This is a genomic window from Streptomyces sp. NPDC014861 (genome assembly GCF_043081625.1).
Taxonomy (GTDB): domain Bacteria; phylum Actinomycetota; class Actinomycetes; order Streptomycetales; family Streptomycetaceae; genus Streptomyces.
In genome coordinates this window covers 39,370-53,381 of record NZ_JBIBWV010000031.1, presented here as the reverse complement: position 1 = coordinate 53,381, position 14,012 = coordinate 39,370, and the positions used below count along the sequence as shown (strand labels likewise).

14 protein-coding genes are annotated in these 14,012 nt (G+C 72.2%); 8 read left to right on the top strand and 6 right to left on the bottom strand.

The window, feature by feature from the left end:
- Nucleotides 1-42 precede the first annotated feature (42 nt).
- From argH to ACF1BN_RS34875, 6 genes are all read left to right on the top strand, one after another.
- Complete coding sequence (argH, locus tag ACF1BN_RS34900) at nucleotides 43-1,584, top strand: argininosuccinate lyase (protein WP_392335607.1); 1,542 nt, start codon at nucleotides 43-45, stop codon at nucleotides 1,582-1,584.
- Nucleotides 1,585-1,630: 46 nt separating this feature from the next.
- Nucleotides 1,631-2,803 (top strand): argininosuccinate synthase, encoded by a 1,173-nt coding sequence (locus ACF1BN_RS34895; RefSeq protein WP_392335606.1) that lies wholly within the window; start codon nucleotides 1,631-1,633, stop codon nucleotides 2,801-2,803.
- Between the two features lie 17 nt (nucleotides 2,804-2,820).
- Nucleotides 2,821-3,768, top strand: coding sequence for a methionyl-tRNA formyltransferase (locus tag ACF1BN_RS34890; protein WP_392335605.1), 948 nt, complete (start codon nucleotides 2,821-2,823; stop codon nucleotides 3,766-3,768).
- Between the two features lie 71 nt (nucleotides 3,769-3,839).
- Nucleotides 3,840-4,688 (top strand): EamA family transporter, encoded by an 849-nt coding sequence (locus ACF1BN_RS34885; protein ID WP_392335604.1) that lies wholly within the window; start codon nucleotides 3,840-3,842, stop codon nucleotides 4,686-4,688.
- Nucleotides 4,689-4,764: 76 nt separating this feature from the next.
- The gene (locus ACF1BN_RS34880) at nucleotides 4,765-5,169 is read left to right on the top strand and encodes a hypothetical protein (protein WP_392335603.1); all 405 of its coding nucleotides are present in this window, start codon (nucleotides 4,765-4,767) and stop codon (nucleotides 5,167-5,169) included.
- Nucleotides 5,166-5,384 (top strand): hypothetical protein, encoded by a 219-nt coding sequence (locus ACF1BN_RS34875; RefSeq protein WP_392335602.1) that lies wholly within the window; start codon nucleotides 5,166-5,168, stop codon nucleotides 5,382-5,384. The genes ACF1BN_RS34880 and ACF1BN_RS34875 overlap by 4 nt, the downstream gene beginning before the upstream one ends.
- Before the next feature lie 74 nt (nucleotides 5,385-5,458).
- On the opposite strand, the gene ACF1BN_RS34870 is transcribed toward ACF1BN_RS34875, so the two are convergent.
- Together ACF1BN_RS34870 and ACF1BN_RS34865 are read right to left on the bottom strand one after the other, a co-directional pair.
- Entirely contained in the window at nucleotides 5,459-6,229 is a 771-nt protein-coding gene (locus ACF1BN_RS34870; protein ID WP_392335601.1) for an enoyl-CoA hydratase/isomerase family protein, read from the bottom strand.
- A 103-nt stretch (nucleotides 6,230-6,332) separates the two neighbouring features.
- Nucleotides 6,333-6,455 carry a hypothetical protein gene (locus ACF1BN_RS34865; protein ID WP_392335600.1) on the bottom strand — a complete coding sequence of 41 codons (123 nt, stop codon included), beginning with the start codon at nucleotides 6,453-6,455 and terminating at the stop codon, nucleotides 6,333-6,335.
- Between the two features lie 488 nt (nucleotides 6,456-6,943).
- On the opposite strand from ACF1BN_RS34865, the gene ACF1BN_RS34860 reads away from it, so the two are divergent.
- Nucleotides 6,944-7,954: a LuxR C-terminal-related transcriptional regulator gene (locus ACF1BN_RS34860; protein ID WP_392335599.1), complete on the top strand. Its 1,011-nt coding sequence runs from the start codon at nucleotides 6,944-6,946 to the stop codon at nucleotides 7,952-7,954.
- Nucleotides 7,955-8,188: 234 nt separating this feature from the next.
- The gene (gene argJ / locus ACF1BN_RS34855; RefSeq protein ID WP_392335598.1) at nucleotides 8,189-9,343 is read left to right on the top strand and encodes a bifunctional glutamate N-acetyltransferase/amino-acid acetyltransferase ArgJ; all 1,155 of its coding nucleotides are present in this window, start codon (nucleotides 8,189-8,191) and stop codon (nucleotides 9,341-9,343) included.
- 79 nt (nucleotides 9,344-9,422) lie between these two features.
- Here the strand turns inward: argJ and ACF1BN_RS34850 are convergent, their stop codons facing one another.
- From ACF1BN_RS34850 to ACF1BN_RS34835, 4 genes are read right to left on the bottom strand one after another with little or no spacing between them, the layout of a single operon-like run.
- Nucleotides 9,423-9,722: an acyl carrier protein gene (locus tag ACF1BN_RS34850; protein WP_392335597.1), complete on the bottom strand. Its 300-nt coding sequence runs from the start codon at nucleotides 9,720-9,722 to the stop codon at nucleotides 9,423-9,425.
- Nucleotides 9,723-9,726: 4 nt separating this feature from the next.
- Nucleotides 9,727-10,443: an FMN-binding negative transcriptional regulator gene (locus tag ACF1BN_RS34845; protein WP_392335596.1), complete on the bottom strand. Its 717-nt coding sequence runs from the start codon at nucleotides 10,441-10,443 to the stop codon at nucleotides 9,727-9,729.
- Between the two features lie 31 nt (nucleotides 10,444-10,474).
- Nucleotides 10,475-11,965: a leucyl aminopeptidase family protein gene (locus ACF1BN_RS34840; protein WP_392335595.1), complete on the bottom strand. Its 1,491-nt coding sequence runs from the start codon at nucleotides 11,963-11,965 to the stop codon at nucleotides 10,475-10,477.
- Nucleotides 11,966-11,993: 28 nt separating this feature from the next.
- Nucleotides 11,994-13,946, bottom strand: a complete 1,953-nt coding sequence (locus ACF1BN_RS34835; RefSeq protein ID WP_392335594.1) for a carbamoyltransferase — start codon at nucleotides 13,944-13,946, stop codon at nucleotides 11,994-11,996.
- Nucleotides 13,947-14,012: the final 66 nt, after the last annotated feature.

Sequence of the window (14,012 nt, the reverse complement as noted above, 5' to 3'; positions counted from 1 at the left end):
AATGCGGCTGGAGCAGGCCCGGAGCAAAGGAAGAGAACTTTCATGACCGATAAGTTGTGGGGCGGCCGTTTCGACGAGGACATCACGCCCGATGTCCTCGACTACACGCTCACGACGGATGTCGACGTCCGACTCGTCTTCGCCGACCTCTGGCAGGACATGGCGCACGTGCTGATGCTCGGCCGCCAGGGCGTCGTCCCCGAGGAGACCGCGAGCGCGATCCTCGGCTCCCTGCTCAAGCTGTGGGAGCGCCACGAGCGCGGCGAACTGACGCTCCGCCCGGAGCTGGAGGACGTCCACTTCAACATCGAGCAGATGGTGATCGAGGACCTCGGCCGCGAGGTCGGCGGCCACATGCACACCGCGCGGTCCCGCAACGACCAGGTCTCCACCGACGCCCGCATGTACCTGCGCCGCGCCCAGCTCGACGCCGTCGCCGCGAACCTCGCGCTGATCGAGGAACTGCTCTCCTTCCCGGAGGAGGAGCTGCTCTCGATCCTCCCGGGCTACACGCACAGCCAGGCCGCCCAGCCGGTCTCCGTCGGATTCTGGAAGACCGCCCACGCCAGCATGCTGCTGCGCGACGTCCGCCGCCTGCGCGGCGCCTTCGAGCGGACCGACGAGGCACCGCTCGGCGCCTGCGCCCTGGCCGGCACGTCCTTCCCGCTGGACCGCGAACTCACCGCGCGCCTCCTGGGGTTCGGCAGCGTCCTGAGCCACGCCCTCGACGCCACCAGCGCCCGCGACTACCTCATCGAGACCGCCTCGGCCTTCGCGCTCGGAGGGAACAACCTCTCCCGCATGGCCGAGGAGATCGTGATGTGGAGCGGCCACGAGTACAGCCTGGTCGAGGTCTCCGACGCGTACGCCACCGGCAGCTCGATCATGCCGCAGAAGAAGAACCCGGTCGTCGCCGAGCTGACCCGCGGCCGGTCCGGCCGGACCGTCGGCACCCTCGTCCAGCTGCTCACCATGGCCAAGGGCGTGACGCTCGGCTACAGCTGCGACCTCCAGGACGACAAGCCGTTCCTGTGGAACGCCATCGACACCTACCTGTCGACCCTGCGCATCGTCGTGGGCCAGACCCGGGGCCTGCGGTTCGACAGCGAGCGCGGCGAGAGCCTGTGCTGGGACAACTTCTCCACCGCCACCGAGCTCGCCAACTACCTGGTCTCCGACCGCGGGATCCCCTTCCGCGAGGCCCACCACATCACCGGCACGCTCGTCTCGACCCTGATCAAGGGCGGCGCGACGCTGCGCGACACCGCCTCCGGCGCCCGGATCCTCGCCGAGCTCGGCCACCCCGTCGAGGAGTCGGTGCTGGCGCACATCTTCGCCCCCCGCACCGCCGTGACCAGCTACACCAGCCCCGGCGGCACCTCCCCGCAGAGCGTGGAGGCCGTCCGCGCCGAGCTGCGCGCCGCCGTGGAGGGCCACGCCGCCTGGCTGGAGGCCGTCCGCCGCACGCTCGGGACCGCGCACGAGGCCACCCTGCGCGCCGCCCGCGAGGTCGCCGGCGGCGCGGAGATCGCCAAGGTCCTCGACACCGTGCTGGCCGAGCTGCCCGCCCCGGCGCCGCGGTGACCCCGCAGGCACCGTTCCCCGTCCGCACCGGCACCCTGGAGAATCCATGAAGATCGTGCTCGCGTACTCCGGAGGACTCGACACCTCCGTCGCCCTGCACTGGCTTAAGCAGCGCTACGACGCCGAGGTCATCGCCTTCTGCGCGGACATCGGCCAGATGGAGTCGCTGGAGGTCGTCAAGGAGCGGGCCCTGCGCACCGGCGCGTCGAAGGTCTACATGGAGCCGCTCTCCGAGCGCTTCCTGAAGGACTTCGCGCTCCCGGCCCTGCAGGCGCATGCCCGCTACGAGAACAAGTACCTGGTGGCGGCGCCGCTCTCCCGGCCGCTGATCGCCCAGCGGATGGTCGAGATCGCGCACGCCGAGGGCGCCGACGCGGTCGCCCACGGCGCCACCGGCAAGGGCAACGACCAGGTGCGCTTCCACACCAGCGTCACCGCCCTCGACCCGAAGCTGAAGGTGCTGGCCCCCGTGATCGACTGGGAGCTGACCACCCGTGAGTCGGAGCTCGCCTACGCCCGGGAGCACGGCATCGAGGTGTCGGTGACCAAGGAGAACCCGTACAGCATCGACACCAACATCTGGGGCACCAGCATCGAGTGCGGTGAACTGGACGACGTCGAGCAGCCCCCGCCGGCCCGCGCCTGGCAGCTCACCGCCGACCCCAAGTCGGCCCCGGACCAGGCCGAGCGGGTCACCATCGGCTTCGCCGCCGGCGTGCCCGTCACCCTCGACGGGGAGAAGCTGGAGCTCACCGCGCTGGTCGACCGGCTGAACACGACCGCGGCCCGCCACGGCGTCGGCCGCGTCGACATCGTCGAGAGCCGCGTCGTCGGCTTCAAGACCCGGGGCATCTACGAGGCGCCCGCCGCGACCGTGCTGATGGCCGCGCACGAGGAGCTCGAGGCGATCGTCCTGGACCGCGAGACCCTCCACCACAAGCAGGGACTCGCCCTGCGCTACTCCGAACTCGCCTACTACGGCTACTGGTTCTCCGACCTGCGCCGCGCCCTCGACGGGTTCGTCGCCACCCTCCAGCCGCAGGTCAACGGCGAGATCACCATGGAGCTCTACAAGGGCTCCTGCACGGTGGTCAGCCGGAAGTCCCCGAACTCCCGTTACAGCGGTGCGCTCGCCACGTACGAGGCCGGCGACACCTTCGACCACAAGGCGGGCGCCGGCTTCGCCTACGTATGGTCGCTGCCGCTGACGCGGCCGTGACCGGAAGGGCCACACGCATGCGCGTCGTCTTCATGGGCTACCAGACCTGGGGCCACCGGGTCCTGGAAGCACTCCTGGAGTCCGAGCACGAGGTTCCGCTCGTCATCACCCACCCGGCGAGCAACCACGCCTACGAAACCATCTGGAACGACTCCGTCGTCGCCCTCGCGGAGCGTCACGGCATCCCCGTGCTGACCCGCAAGTACGCCAACGACGAGGAGGTCGCCGAGCGGCTCCGGGAACTGGCGCCCGACCTCCTGGTCTCCTCGGACTGGCGCAGCTGGGTCGCCCCGGAGATCTACGCCCTCGCGACCTACGGCGCCATCAACATCCACGACGCCCTGCTGCCCCGGTACGGCGGCTTCGCCCCGCTCAACTGGGCGCTCGTCAACGGCGAGCCCGAGGTCGGCGTCACCGTGCACTTCATGGACGAGAACTTCGACCTCGGCGACATCGTGGTGCAGAAGCGCGTGGCGGTGGAGGACAAGGACACCGTCACGGACCTCTTCCACAAGACCATCGACCTCTTCGCGCCCGCCGTGCTGGAGTCGCTGGAGCTGATCGGGTCGGGCCGCACCGACTGGACCCCGCAGGACCCGGCGCAGGCCACCTTCTTCCACAAGCGGTCCGTCGAGGACAGCAGGATCGACTGGACCTGGCCGGCCCAGGACCTCGCCAACCTGGTGCGGGCCCAGGTCGACCCGTACCCGAACGCCTTCGCCTACTACAAGGGCGAGCGCGTCCGCGTCCTGTCCGCCTCGGTCTCGCCCATGCGGCTCGGCGGCACCGTCGGCCGGGTGTTCCGCCCGGTGGGCGAGGGCGTCGCCATCGTCTGCGGCCCCGGCGCGCGCCGCGGCTCGGAGTACGGCCTGGTGGTCGAGCGGGTGCGCACGGACGACGGCGTCGAGCACCGCGGCGTCGACTTCTTCCGCACCATGGGCGGCTATCTGACCAGCCGTCCGTAGCGCCTCCCGGATCCACACCGGGGGCGGCCCGTCCGTGGCCGCCCCCGGCTTCCTCGCACAAGGAGTAACTGGTGAACCTGTTCCTGGCGCTCGCCTCGGCGATGGTGCTCGGCGCCGGCGACTTCGTCGGCGGGCTCGCGGCCAAGACGGCCCGCGCCGTCGTCGTGGTCGTCTGGTCGAACGCCGCCGGGCTCGCCACGGCACTCACCCTCGTCGGCCTGCTCTCCCGCACGGGAAGCAGCTGGAACGAGGTCTTCTGGGGCGCGCTCGCCGGGCTGTGCGGCAGCGCGGGCGCCGTCCTGCTCTACCGGGCCCTGGCCAGCGGCGTGATGAGCCTGGTCGCCCCGACCACCGCCGCCGCGGCCGCCGCGCTGCCCGTCGTCGCAGGCGTCCTGACCGGCGACCGGCTCTCCGCCCTGGCCGTCATCGGCGTCGTGTGCGCCCTCGCCGCCGTGCTCCTCGTCTCGCTCAGCGGCGACGGTACGGGGGAGGGCGCCGACCGCCGGGCGATGCTGCGCAGCCTGGCCCTGGCCCTGCTCGCCGGCGCCGGATTCGGCGCCTTCTTCGTCTTCCTGGCCCACACGTCGAGCGACACCAGCCTGTGGCCCCTGGTGTGGGCCCGCTGCGCCTCCCTCAGCGCGATCCTGCTCTTCATCCTGGTGCGGCGGACCTCGCCGGCGCTGTCCGCCCGGCCCGCCCGGCTCGCCCTGCTCTCCGGCGTGCTCGACATGGGGTCGAGCGCCCTCTTCCTCGTCGCGGTCCGGGACGGCAGCCTCGCCGTCATCGGGCTGCTGTCGTCGCTGTACCCGATCAGCACCGTGCTGCTGGCGCGGATGGTCCTCAAGGAGCGCATCCGGGGGATCCAGCACGTCGGCGTGGCGCTGGCCGTCGGCAGCGTCGTGCTCCTCGCCTGGAACTGACCCGCCGCCGGCGGTGAACCTGCCGTCCGGAACCGCCCCGCACCCGTCCGTCCGCCCACTCCGACCGGAGGTCCACGTGCCCGCCACCGACCCGATCCTGCCCGCGACGAACGGAGTGATCAGAAGGAGCGGGTGCGCCGCCGACACGGTCGCGGAGGCCGGGGCCGTCTCCCTCGACGTGCTCGCCGCCCGCCGTGCCCGCTCCCTCCCTCCCGGCGTGCGCTACGAACTGAAGGGGGTGGCCTTCACGCTGCCTCCCGTGCGCGCTCTCCCCGTCGACCTGCCCGAGAGCGCCGGCGGGGACACGGCGGAGCTGCTGCGGCTGGTCCTGGGCGAGGAGATGATCGGGCGGATGGCCGCCGCGGGCTTCACCCTCGGCGACTTCGAGCTCGTCTGCGAGGACTGGCGGCGCCGCAACGGCCTGGCGGACGGGACCGCCCCGCTCCTGCCGGCCGCCGTCCGCCCCGGCGGTTCCCGGTGACGCGGTTCCGCGGGTGGAAGGCGTTCGTCCTGGGCCGCCTCGGCCGCCCGGACCGGGGACGGAGCGCGCGGGAGCGGCGGACGCCCGGCGGCGAGGGGCGCCCGGACACCGGGACCCGCGACTGGTCGGCGTACCTGCCGGGGCCGGACGGCGCGGCGATGACCCGGGACCGCGCCGGGGAGGAGCGCCCCCGCTCCTCCGGGTCCGCCGGGTGACGGCGGGCCGGTGCACGGCTGTGCCCGCCGCTCCCCGGGGAGCGGCGGGCGGCGGCGGCCCGTCCGTGGCGGTGTCAGGCCTTTCCGATGATCCGCCGCATCCGCTGCTGCGCCTCACCCGCGGAGAAGGCCGTGCGGTGGGACCGCTTGCCCTCCTCGCACACCCGCTGAAGGCCGCGTACGAAGGGGCCGTTCACGCGGGCGCGGGTCGACTGGACGGCGGCCTCGGTGTAGCCGGCGATGCGGTTCGCCCGGTCGAGCGCCCGGTCCAGCAGCTCCTCGGGGGCGGTCACCTCGTGCAGCAGCCGGTCGGCGAGGGCCCGCTCGGCCGGCCACTCGTCGCAGGTGTAGAGCATGTCCTGCATGACGCCGCGGCCGACCACGGTCTCCAGCATGTAGCCGCCGAAGTTGCAGGCGATGCCGACCCGGAACTCGGGCATCACGAGCTTCGCCGAGCGGCTGCCGATCCGCAGGTCGCAGCAGAGGGCGATCTGCAGTCCGACGCCGATCGCGTAGCCGTCGATGGCGGCCACGACGGGCTTGGAGATGCCGGCGATCGTGCTGTACAGGGTGGTGATGTCGTCGATCCAGGCGTCGACCTCGTCGCCGCCGTGGAACTCCGACACCTCGTGGAAGTCGCCTCCGGCGCCGAAGGAGCGGTCGGGCCCGCCGTACAGGACCACGCAGGCCACGGCGTCGTCGGCGTCCAGGTCCAGCATGAGCCGCGTGAGTTCACGCATCCGGGCCCTGCTGAACGGATTCTGTTCGTGCGCGTGCGAGAACTCGACGAGGGCGACCTTGCCGGCCAGCACCTCGCACTTCATGCTCGCCGTCGCCGTACTCATGGATGACACGCGGCAGCCCTCCCGGGTGGATCGGAATGTCGTGGCCTCGGCCGACGAGGCGTGGTGACGCGGACCGTCACGGGGACGAGCGGGCGGGTGCCCGTCAGCCCCAGGCGAAGTCCTCTTCCGTCGCGCCGAGTTCGGCGCTCTGGAGGCCCAGCGCGGGGCGGGCCTCGCCGGAGACGAGGGCGGTCGGCACCGCGGCCGCCAGTCCGGCCGCGGCCACGATCGCGGCCGCGATCGTGGCCGATCCGCGACACACGCGGGCCAAGCCCGTACAGACACCCACCGACATATGACGTGCACTCACGTGAATCGCATCTCCCAGGAAGGACGACATCCGGCCGGATCGTTCGTGTGGTCCGGCGGTCGTCCCCAGCATGCTCAGGCCGCGGACGGCGGTACAGGGGCGCCCGGTGTCCACGAGAGGACATGACAGAAAGCGGACATGGACGCATTCTTCTCGGATGGCGAGACGGCGGAGGATCGGGTGGGAACCGCCCCGCGCCCTCGAAGAATCCGAGGAGGGGCGCGGTGTCCGCCGCAAGATCCTGGATTCACATATCGCCTGATCAGTGTCGAACGAGGGTGAAAGCGGAAAATTCCTCGATTCGAGTGAACGCGACATCATGAAACATGAGCTTGCGTGCATATATATGCCTCGCGCAGGATCCCCCTTGTCAGGCGCGGCGCAAGTGGGGGAGTTGTTGACTGATGAACGTGGGGACCGATGCTGTTCATGAATTGTTCCGGTTTCTGGTTACCGCACCGGGTTCGACCCTGCGGGACGCCCAGGAGCACCTCAGGGCGGAGCCGCAGGCGCTGAGTTCCGCGATGGACTTCCTGGCGGACAGCGGACTGGTCCGCTCGAACGCGGCGCAGCCGATGCCCGCGTCGCCCGAGGTCGCCCTCGCCCGGGTGCTCGAACGCGAGGAGGTGTCGCTCCGGCGGCGCCTGGAGGAGCTGCACCGGGGGCGGGTCGTCCTCGCGGCGCTGAGCGAGAACCTCATGGCCATCCAGGCGACCGATCGGGGCGCCTTCGGCGTGACCCTCCTGGAGAACGAGGCCGAGGTGGTCTCCGCCCTGGAGGGGGCGGCCGCCCGTGCGCGCAAGGAGGTCCTCAGCATGCACCCGGGCGCTCCGCTCTCGGCCACCATGCTCGCGGACAGCATGGAGCGGAACCAGCAGGTCCTGGAGCGCGGTGTGACGATGCGCTCGATCCACCTCGACTGCATGCTGCGCATCCCGTACGGACGCGCTCATCTGATGAACCTGCAGGAAGCGGGGGGTGAGGTGCGGGTGGCCTCGGTCCTGCCGCTCCGGCTGATCGTGGTGGACGGCGTGCTCGGGTACGCCTCGACGCTCCCGCGCGAAGGGCGTTTCGCCGCGCTGGAGTTCAAGGGCCCGGAGCTCGTCCACGTCCTCGTCCGGATCTTCGAGCACTGCTGGGTGCACGGGGCCGTCGTGCCGCCGCTGGGGGAGCCGGTGCACCGCGTGTCCCGGGAGGGGGCCGACGCGGCCGGCTCCGAACTCGACGAGCGGGAGCGGGCCCTGGTGCGGATGCTGGCCGAGGGGCACAAGGACGAGGCGATCGCGCGCTGCCTCGGCGTGTCCTCCCGCACCCTGCGCCGGCTGATGACCGACGTGATGGAGCGGCTGGAGGCGGAGAGCCGTTTCCAGGCGGGCGCCAGGGCGATGGCCCGGGGCTGGCTCGACAACCCGTGAGCCCGGACGGGTCGGCATAGCTTTTATGCACGGGGGATGGTCCATCATCCTCCGTGGCGCCGGTCGGGGTGCTGCCGGCGCTCCTCGTTCCCCTTGCCGGTGAGGAACGTTGGCCGAGGATCTGCACGCTCCGTGTGTGGTTCCATGGCACCCTGTAGCAAGTAAGTATGCTGCCCGTCGAATTTTGATGCGGCACTCGGTCTGTGCCGAACAGTTGAGAGAAGGCAATCGATCATGGAGCTGGCAGTTCCGCAGGGATTCCGCTCGTACACCGCCAACATGGGCCTGAAGGACATCGCGCACGACTTCGCGGTGGTGGTGTCGGAGGTGCCGGCCGTCTCGGCGGCCGTCTTCACCAAGTCGCGCTTCGCCGGCCCCAGCGTCGTCCTGAGCCGCGAGGACACCGCCCGGCACCGGAGCCGCGGCATGGTCGTCGTCTCCCGCAACGCCAACGTGGCGACCGGCAAGGTCGGCGCCGCGCACGCGGAGGAGGTGCGCAGGCTCGCCGCCGAGAAGGCCGGCGTCCTGCCCGAGGAGCTGGTGATCGGCTCCACCGGTGTGATCGGGCGTCCCTACCCCATCGAGGGCATCCGCGAGGGCATCGCCAAGATGCCGACGCCCCTGCCTCCCGCCGACTTCGAGGCGGCCGCCGCCGCCATCATGACCACCGACACCCGCGCCAAGTCCGTCCACCTGCGCTGCGGCGACGCGGTCGTCGTGGGCATCGCGAAGGGCGTCGGCATGATCGAGCCCAACATGGCGACCCTGCTGACCTTCTTCTTCACCGACGCCCAGCTCGACGCGGACCGGCTCGACGCCGTCTTCCGGCGGGTGACCGACCGGACGTTCAACGCGCTCAGCATCGACACCGACACCTCGACCAGCGACACCGCCGCCGTGTTCGCCAACGGCCTGGCCGGACCCGTGGACGAGGCCGAGTTCGAGGAGGTGCTGTACCAGGCCGCGCTGGCGCTGGTCCGGGACATCGCCTCGGACGGCGAGGGCGCGGGCAAGCTGCTGGAGGTGCGGGTCACCGGCGCCCGGGACACCGCCCAGGCCAAGCGGGCGGGCAAGGCGGTGGTCAACTCCCCGCTGGTCAAGACCTCCGTGCACGGCGCGGACCCGAACTGGGGACGCGTGGCGATGGCCGTCGGCAAGCTCGACGACGACCACGACATCGAGCCGGCCCGGGTGCGGATCCACTACGGCGACCTGGAGATGTTCCCCGAGGAGCCGGACGACGCCATGCTGGAGCGCGCCGGCGCGTACCTCTCGGGTGACGAGGTCGTGATCCGGATCGACCTGGGCATCGCCGACGGCGAGTTCACCGTCTACGGCTGCGACCTGACCGAGGGCTACGTCGAGCTCAACTCCGGCTACACCACCTGACGGGTCCCGCCCCGGTCCACCGCTTACGGCCCCTCCCGGGACTTCCGGGAGGGGCCGTACGCGGACCGGGCTCATCCGCTCACAGCTCGCCTTCCTCACGCTCACCACTCGCTCCGGCCAGGCCCGCGATGTGTCCGGCCAGCCCGGACAGGGTGGGGTTCTCGGCCACGGCGACGATGCTGACCGGCACCTGGAACTCCTCGGACGCGGCCACGGCCATCCGCATGGCCAGCAGCGAAGAGGCGCCCAGCGCGAAGAAGTCGTCGTCCTCGCGGATCCGCATGTCGGCTTCTCCGAAAAGATCCCGCCAGATCGCCGACAGCCTTTCCTGGACGTCCTCGGAAGAGCGGGAGAGGGCGGAATCAATTGCTCCGGGCATGGCTTCAGTACGCCTTTCGGGTGGAGGGCTGAACAGGTGGCTGGATCGAGGACTGCGAATGTGGCTGGAATTCCAGCCTTTCGGCATTGTGGGATTCCATGCGGTCCGCGACGGCGGAAGCCGAGGCCGCCGCCTCGGCGGCGCGGGCGCGGAACGAGGAGATCTGGGCCCTGACGTCCTCGGGCTGCTTGTTCTGACCGAACTTCACGATGCCGTCCAGCCGGTCCAGGGGCAGCTCGAAGGCGACGATCCCGCTCCGGAAGCCCTCGACGAGCTCGCCGGGAGCCCGGTCCAGGGTCCAGGGCTCCTTCGGCAGGAACCGCGCCTCCTCGTGCGCGATCAGGTCCGCCAGCTGCCGCAGCTCCTCCTCCCCCTCCATCACCCGCGGCCGGCCGTACGCGTGGACGGCCGCGTAGTTCCACGTGGGGAAGTGCGGTTCGGAGGCGTAGTCGTCCGGGCGGATGTAGGAGTGCGGACCGACGAAGGCGACCATCATCTCCTCGCCGGCGTGGAGCGCCGCGACCACCGGATTCGCCTTGGAGAGGTGGCCGCGCAGCCGTCCGTTCGGGCCGTGCTCGGGCTCCTTGTCGAGGACGAACGGGATGTGCGTGCCGTGGATGCGGCCGTCCACCACGGCCGTCAGCATCCCGAACGGATGACCCTCGATCACCTCGTGGTGGAGCGCCGTCTCCTGGGCGCGGTACAGATCGGGTACGTACACGGGGGCTCCTTGGAACGGGAACGGACGCCGGTCAGCGGCCGCACAGCCAGCGGGCGAGGGTGCCGGTGCCGAAGCCCGTGGCGCCGGCGTTGTAGTAGCCGTCGATCCGCGGGGACCAGGCGGGCTCGGTGATCTCCACATGCGCCCAGGAGCCGGGCGCGAACCGGTGGAGGAAGGCCGCGGCCGTGGCGCCGTCCCCGCTGCGCGGACCGGCGACCCTGCTGTTCGCGAACGGGGCCCACAGCTCGTCCCCGTACTCCTCCACCAGCGGCAGCGGCCACAGCAGCTCGCCCGCCGCCCGGCCCGCCTCGGTGAGCTCCGCGGTGAGCGCCTCGTCGGTGCTCCACACCCCCGCCGCCTTGGGGCCGAGCGCGGCGGCGACCGGCAGCCCCAGCGCGGAGACGCTCACGGTGGACCGGGCGCCCAGCCGGCCCGCCAGGTGCAGCGCGTCCGCCAGCATCAGCCGCCCGTGCCCGTCCTCGTGGTTGACCTCCACCGTCGCCCCCGACGCGGTCGTGACGAGGTCTCCCGTACGCAGGGCGCCGGGCCCCTCCGCCTTGGCCGCGGCCGGCAGGATCAGGTGCGTCTCGCGGCGACCGCCGAGCGCGGCGAGAGCCGCCGCCGCACCGAGCACGGCCCCGGCCCCGGCCATGTACTTCTTCGCGCCCTCGACGGCGCCGCCGGAGCGGGCCACCCCCCGGTCGTCGTACGTCAGCCCGAGACCGATCACGGCGACCGGGGGCAGGTCGGCGGCCTCGGGCCGGTAGCCGATCCGGACGAGACGGGCCGGGTCGGCGCTGCCGGCGACGGCGGCCGAGAAACCGGTCAGACCCTGGGCGTGCGCCTCGGCCGCGTCCCACACCTCCACCTCGAAGCCCTCGTGCGCGGCCAGCGCCGCCGCCTCCCGCGCGAGCCGGTCCGGAGTGATGACGTTGGCGGGCGCGGCGACGTACTCGCGGGCCCGGACGACGGCGTCGGTGAAGGCGTCCGAGGCGCGGAGCACCGCGTCGCTGATCCCACTGCCGAGCAGCTCGACCGTCTTCGGCTCCCTCGGCAGGTCGGAGCCGTAGTCCGCGCGGAACCGGTCCCCGAGGACGTTCCACCTGCCGCAGTGCACGGCGAGACTCAGCCCCTCCGCCAGATGCTCGGCCACGTCCAGCTCACCGGCGCGCCACGACGGCAGCGTGACGGCGACCCGCTCGTTGGGGCCGGTCGTCAGGGTCCGGGCCACGGCCGCGCCCGCCCGCCGCGCGGTGTGGGGAGTGACCTCCCGGGGGCGGCCCAGACCGAACAGCACGATCCGCTCGCACCGTCCGGGCGCACCCGGTCCGACGACCAGCTCGTCCCTGCCGCCTTCGAAGGAGTCGTACGACAACAGCCGTCGCAGCGCCCCGCCGAGGGCCTGGTCGAGCGCGCGCGCCCACGGCCGGTCGCGCAGGGGGGCGTCCTCGGCGAAGACGCCCACCGCCAGCACGTCGCCGCACCAGTCGGCGGCGGCTGTCGGGGAGTCGGTGATGTCCATGGTTTTCCTCTCGGCCGGTCCGGTCCGGTCAGGCTCGGGTGATGCGCAGGCCGTCCAGGTACAGGACGTCCAGCTCGGTCTTGAGGAAGAGGGCGAGCGCCTCCTCCGGGAGCTCGACGATCGGCTCCCCCGGCCCGTTGAAGGAGGTGTTCATCACGACCGGCACCCCGGTGCGGTCGTGGAAGGCCGTGATCACCGCGTGGTAGAGCCCGGCGGAGGCGTCGACCGTCTGGATGCGCGCGGTGCCGTCCACGTGCGTGACGGCCGGGATCTCCGCGCGCCGCACGGTCGCGTTGAAGAGCATGTACGGGGAGGGCAGCGGCACGTCCCGGAACCAGTCGGCGGCGTGCTCGGCGAGCACCGCCGGCGCGAACGGGCGCCACGCCTCGCGGTCCTTGATCCTGTTCACCCGCTCCCAGTTCGCGGCGTCCCGGGGGTCGGCCATGAGCGAGCGGTGGCCCAGCGCGCGCGGCCCCGCCTCGCTGCCGCCCTCGAACCAGGCCACCACGCGGTTGGCGACGAGATCCTCCGCCGCCCGCTCCGCGACCTGACCGGCCCCCTCCAGCCGCTCGACCACGACCGCGTCCCCGACGGCCCGCAGGGCCTCCTCCACGGCGTCGGCCGACGCCGGTCCGCCCAGGTAGGGCGAGGGGAACGCGGGTCCGGGACCGGCCTCCTCCGCCCGCGGGCGGCCGAGGATCGAGTGGTGGACGGCGAGGGCGGCGCCGATGGCGATGCCGCCGTCGTCGCAGGCGGGCTCGACGAAGACGCGGCGGAAGGGGCCCTCCTGCGCCACCTGGCTGTTGGACGGGCAGTTGAGCGCCGTGCCACCGGACAGGCACAGATCGGGGACGGTCACCCCCGCCGCGCCCAGGGACGCGTGCAGGGTGCGGACGGCCTCCATGCGCACCTCCTCGAACAGCTTCTGGGTGCTCGCGGCGATGTCCGCGTTGACCGGCGCCGTGGCCTGCCGGGGGTCGCCGTACGGGGCCAGGTCGTAGCCGAGCCGCTCCGCCTCGCGACGGCAATGGCGCAGCCACGCCGTGGCGACGTCCGTGCGGAGCCGTCCCCGCAGGTCGTGGTGGTTGCCGAGGAAGCGCGACGAGTAGAAGCGGGGACGCCCGTAGGCGGCGAGCCCCATGAGCTTGCCGGCCGGACCGACGACCCCGAGGCCCAGGGCGGCGCCGACCCGGTCGTACAGACCGCCCAGACCCAGGTGGTGCGGGGCGAGCGGGTACAGGGCCTCGTCCCGGCCCAGGTAGTACATGCCGCTGTGGTAGCTCTCGCCCTCCGCGTAGCCGTCGTGGGTGAGGACGGCGGCCTCCCGGAAACCGGAGGCGTAGTACACGGACCCCGCGTGCGCGAGATGGTGGTGGACGGCGTACCCGGGGACGGTGACGCCGTCGAAGGTCACCCGCACGGGCAGGTGGAAGCCGTACCGCAGGCGGTCCTGGGGGGACGAGGGCGCCGCCGCGATCTCGGAGAGGCCCCGGTCCTCGGCCCAGGACGGATCGGTGACGTAGTCGTCGATCCACGGCGTCGCACGGATCGCGGACCGCTCCAGACCGGTGTGCTCGGGGAACAGCCTGGCGTAGGACTGCCCCAGCCAGGTCGCGGCCAGGTCCGCGTCGTAGAGGAAGTCGAGGAACTCCCCGCCGCCGCGCCGGGAGGCGGCGTCCGGCTCCTCCTCCAGGAGGGTGCAGGGCCGGCCGAAGGGGTCCGTCGCGGCGTACTCGACCGACAGCGCGGCCGGGTCGTCGGCGATCAGCTCGACGCCCTGGGTGGAGCAGACGGCCACCGCGTCGAGATCGGCGGCGCCGACACCGGCTTCGGCGAGGGCCCGGCGGACCGTGGCCGCGTCGAGCGTCGCCGCGTGCTTGACACGGGTGTGCCGCTCGCGCAGCACGTACGAGGCGATCGCCCCGTCGCGCAGAACGCTGACGGCGGCGTCGTGGCCGAAGTGAAGGCCGAGGACGATCATCGGGTCTCCTCATGCGGCGCCTGCCGAGGCGCCTCGCGGGGGCGGGAAGGAACGAAGGGGGAGGGG

Coding starts and splice junctions, on each gene's coding strand:
- argH (WP_392335607.1), top strand. CDS start 43: ATGACCGATAAGTTGTGGGGCGGCCGTTTCGACGAGGACATCACGCCC.
- ACF1BN_RS34895 (WP_392335606.1), top strand. CDS start 1,631: ATGAAGATCGTGCTCGCGTACTCCGGAGGACTCGACACCTCCGTCGCC.
- ACF1BN_RS34890 (WP_392335605.1), top strand. CDS start 2,821: ATGCGCGTCGTCTTCATGGGCTACCAGACCTGGGGCCACCGGGTCCTG.
- ACF1BN_RS34870 (WP_392335601.1), bottom strand. CDS start 6,229: ATGAGTACGGCGACGGCGAGCATGAAGTGCGAGGTGCTGGCCGGCAAG.
- ACF1BN_RS34860 (WP_392335599.1), top strand. CDS start 6,944: ATGAACGTGGGGACCGATGCTGTTCATGAATTGTTCCGGTTTCTGGTT.
- argJ (WP_392335598.1), top strand. CDS start 8,189: ATGGAGCTGGCAGTTCCGCAGGGATTCCGCTCGTACACCGCCAACATG.
- ACF1BN_RS34850 (WP_392335597.1), bottom strand. CDS start 9,722: ATGCCCGGAGCAATTGATTCCGCCCTCTCCCGCTCTTCCGAGGACGTC.
- ACF1BN_RS34840 (WP_392335595.1), bottom strand. CDS start 11,965: ATGGACATCACCGACTCCCCGACAGCCGCCGCCGACTGGTGCGGCGAC.
- ACF1BN_RS34835 (WP_392335594.1), bottom strand. CDS start 13,946: ATGATCGTCCTCGGCCTTCACTTCGGCCACGACGCCGCCGTCAGCGTT.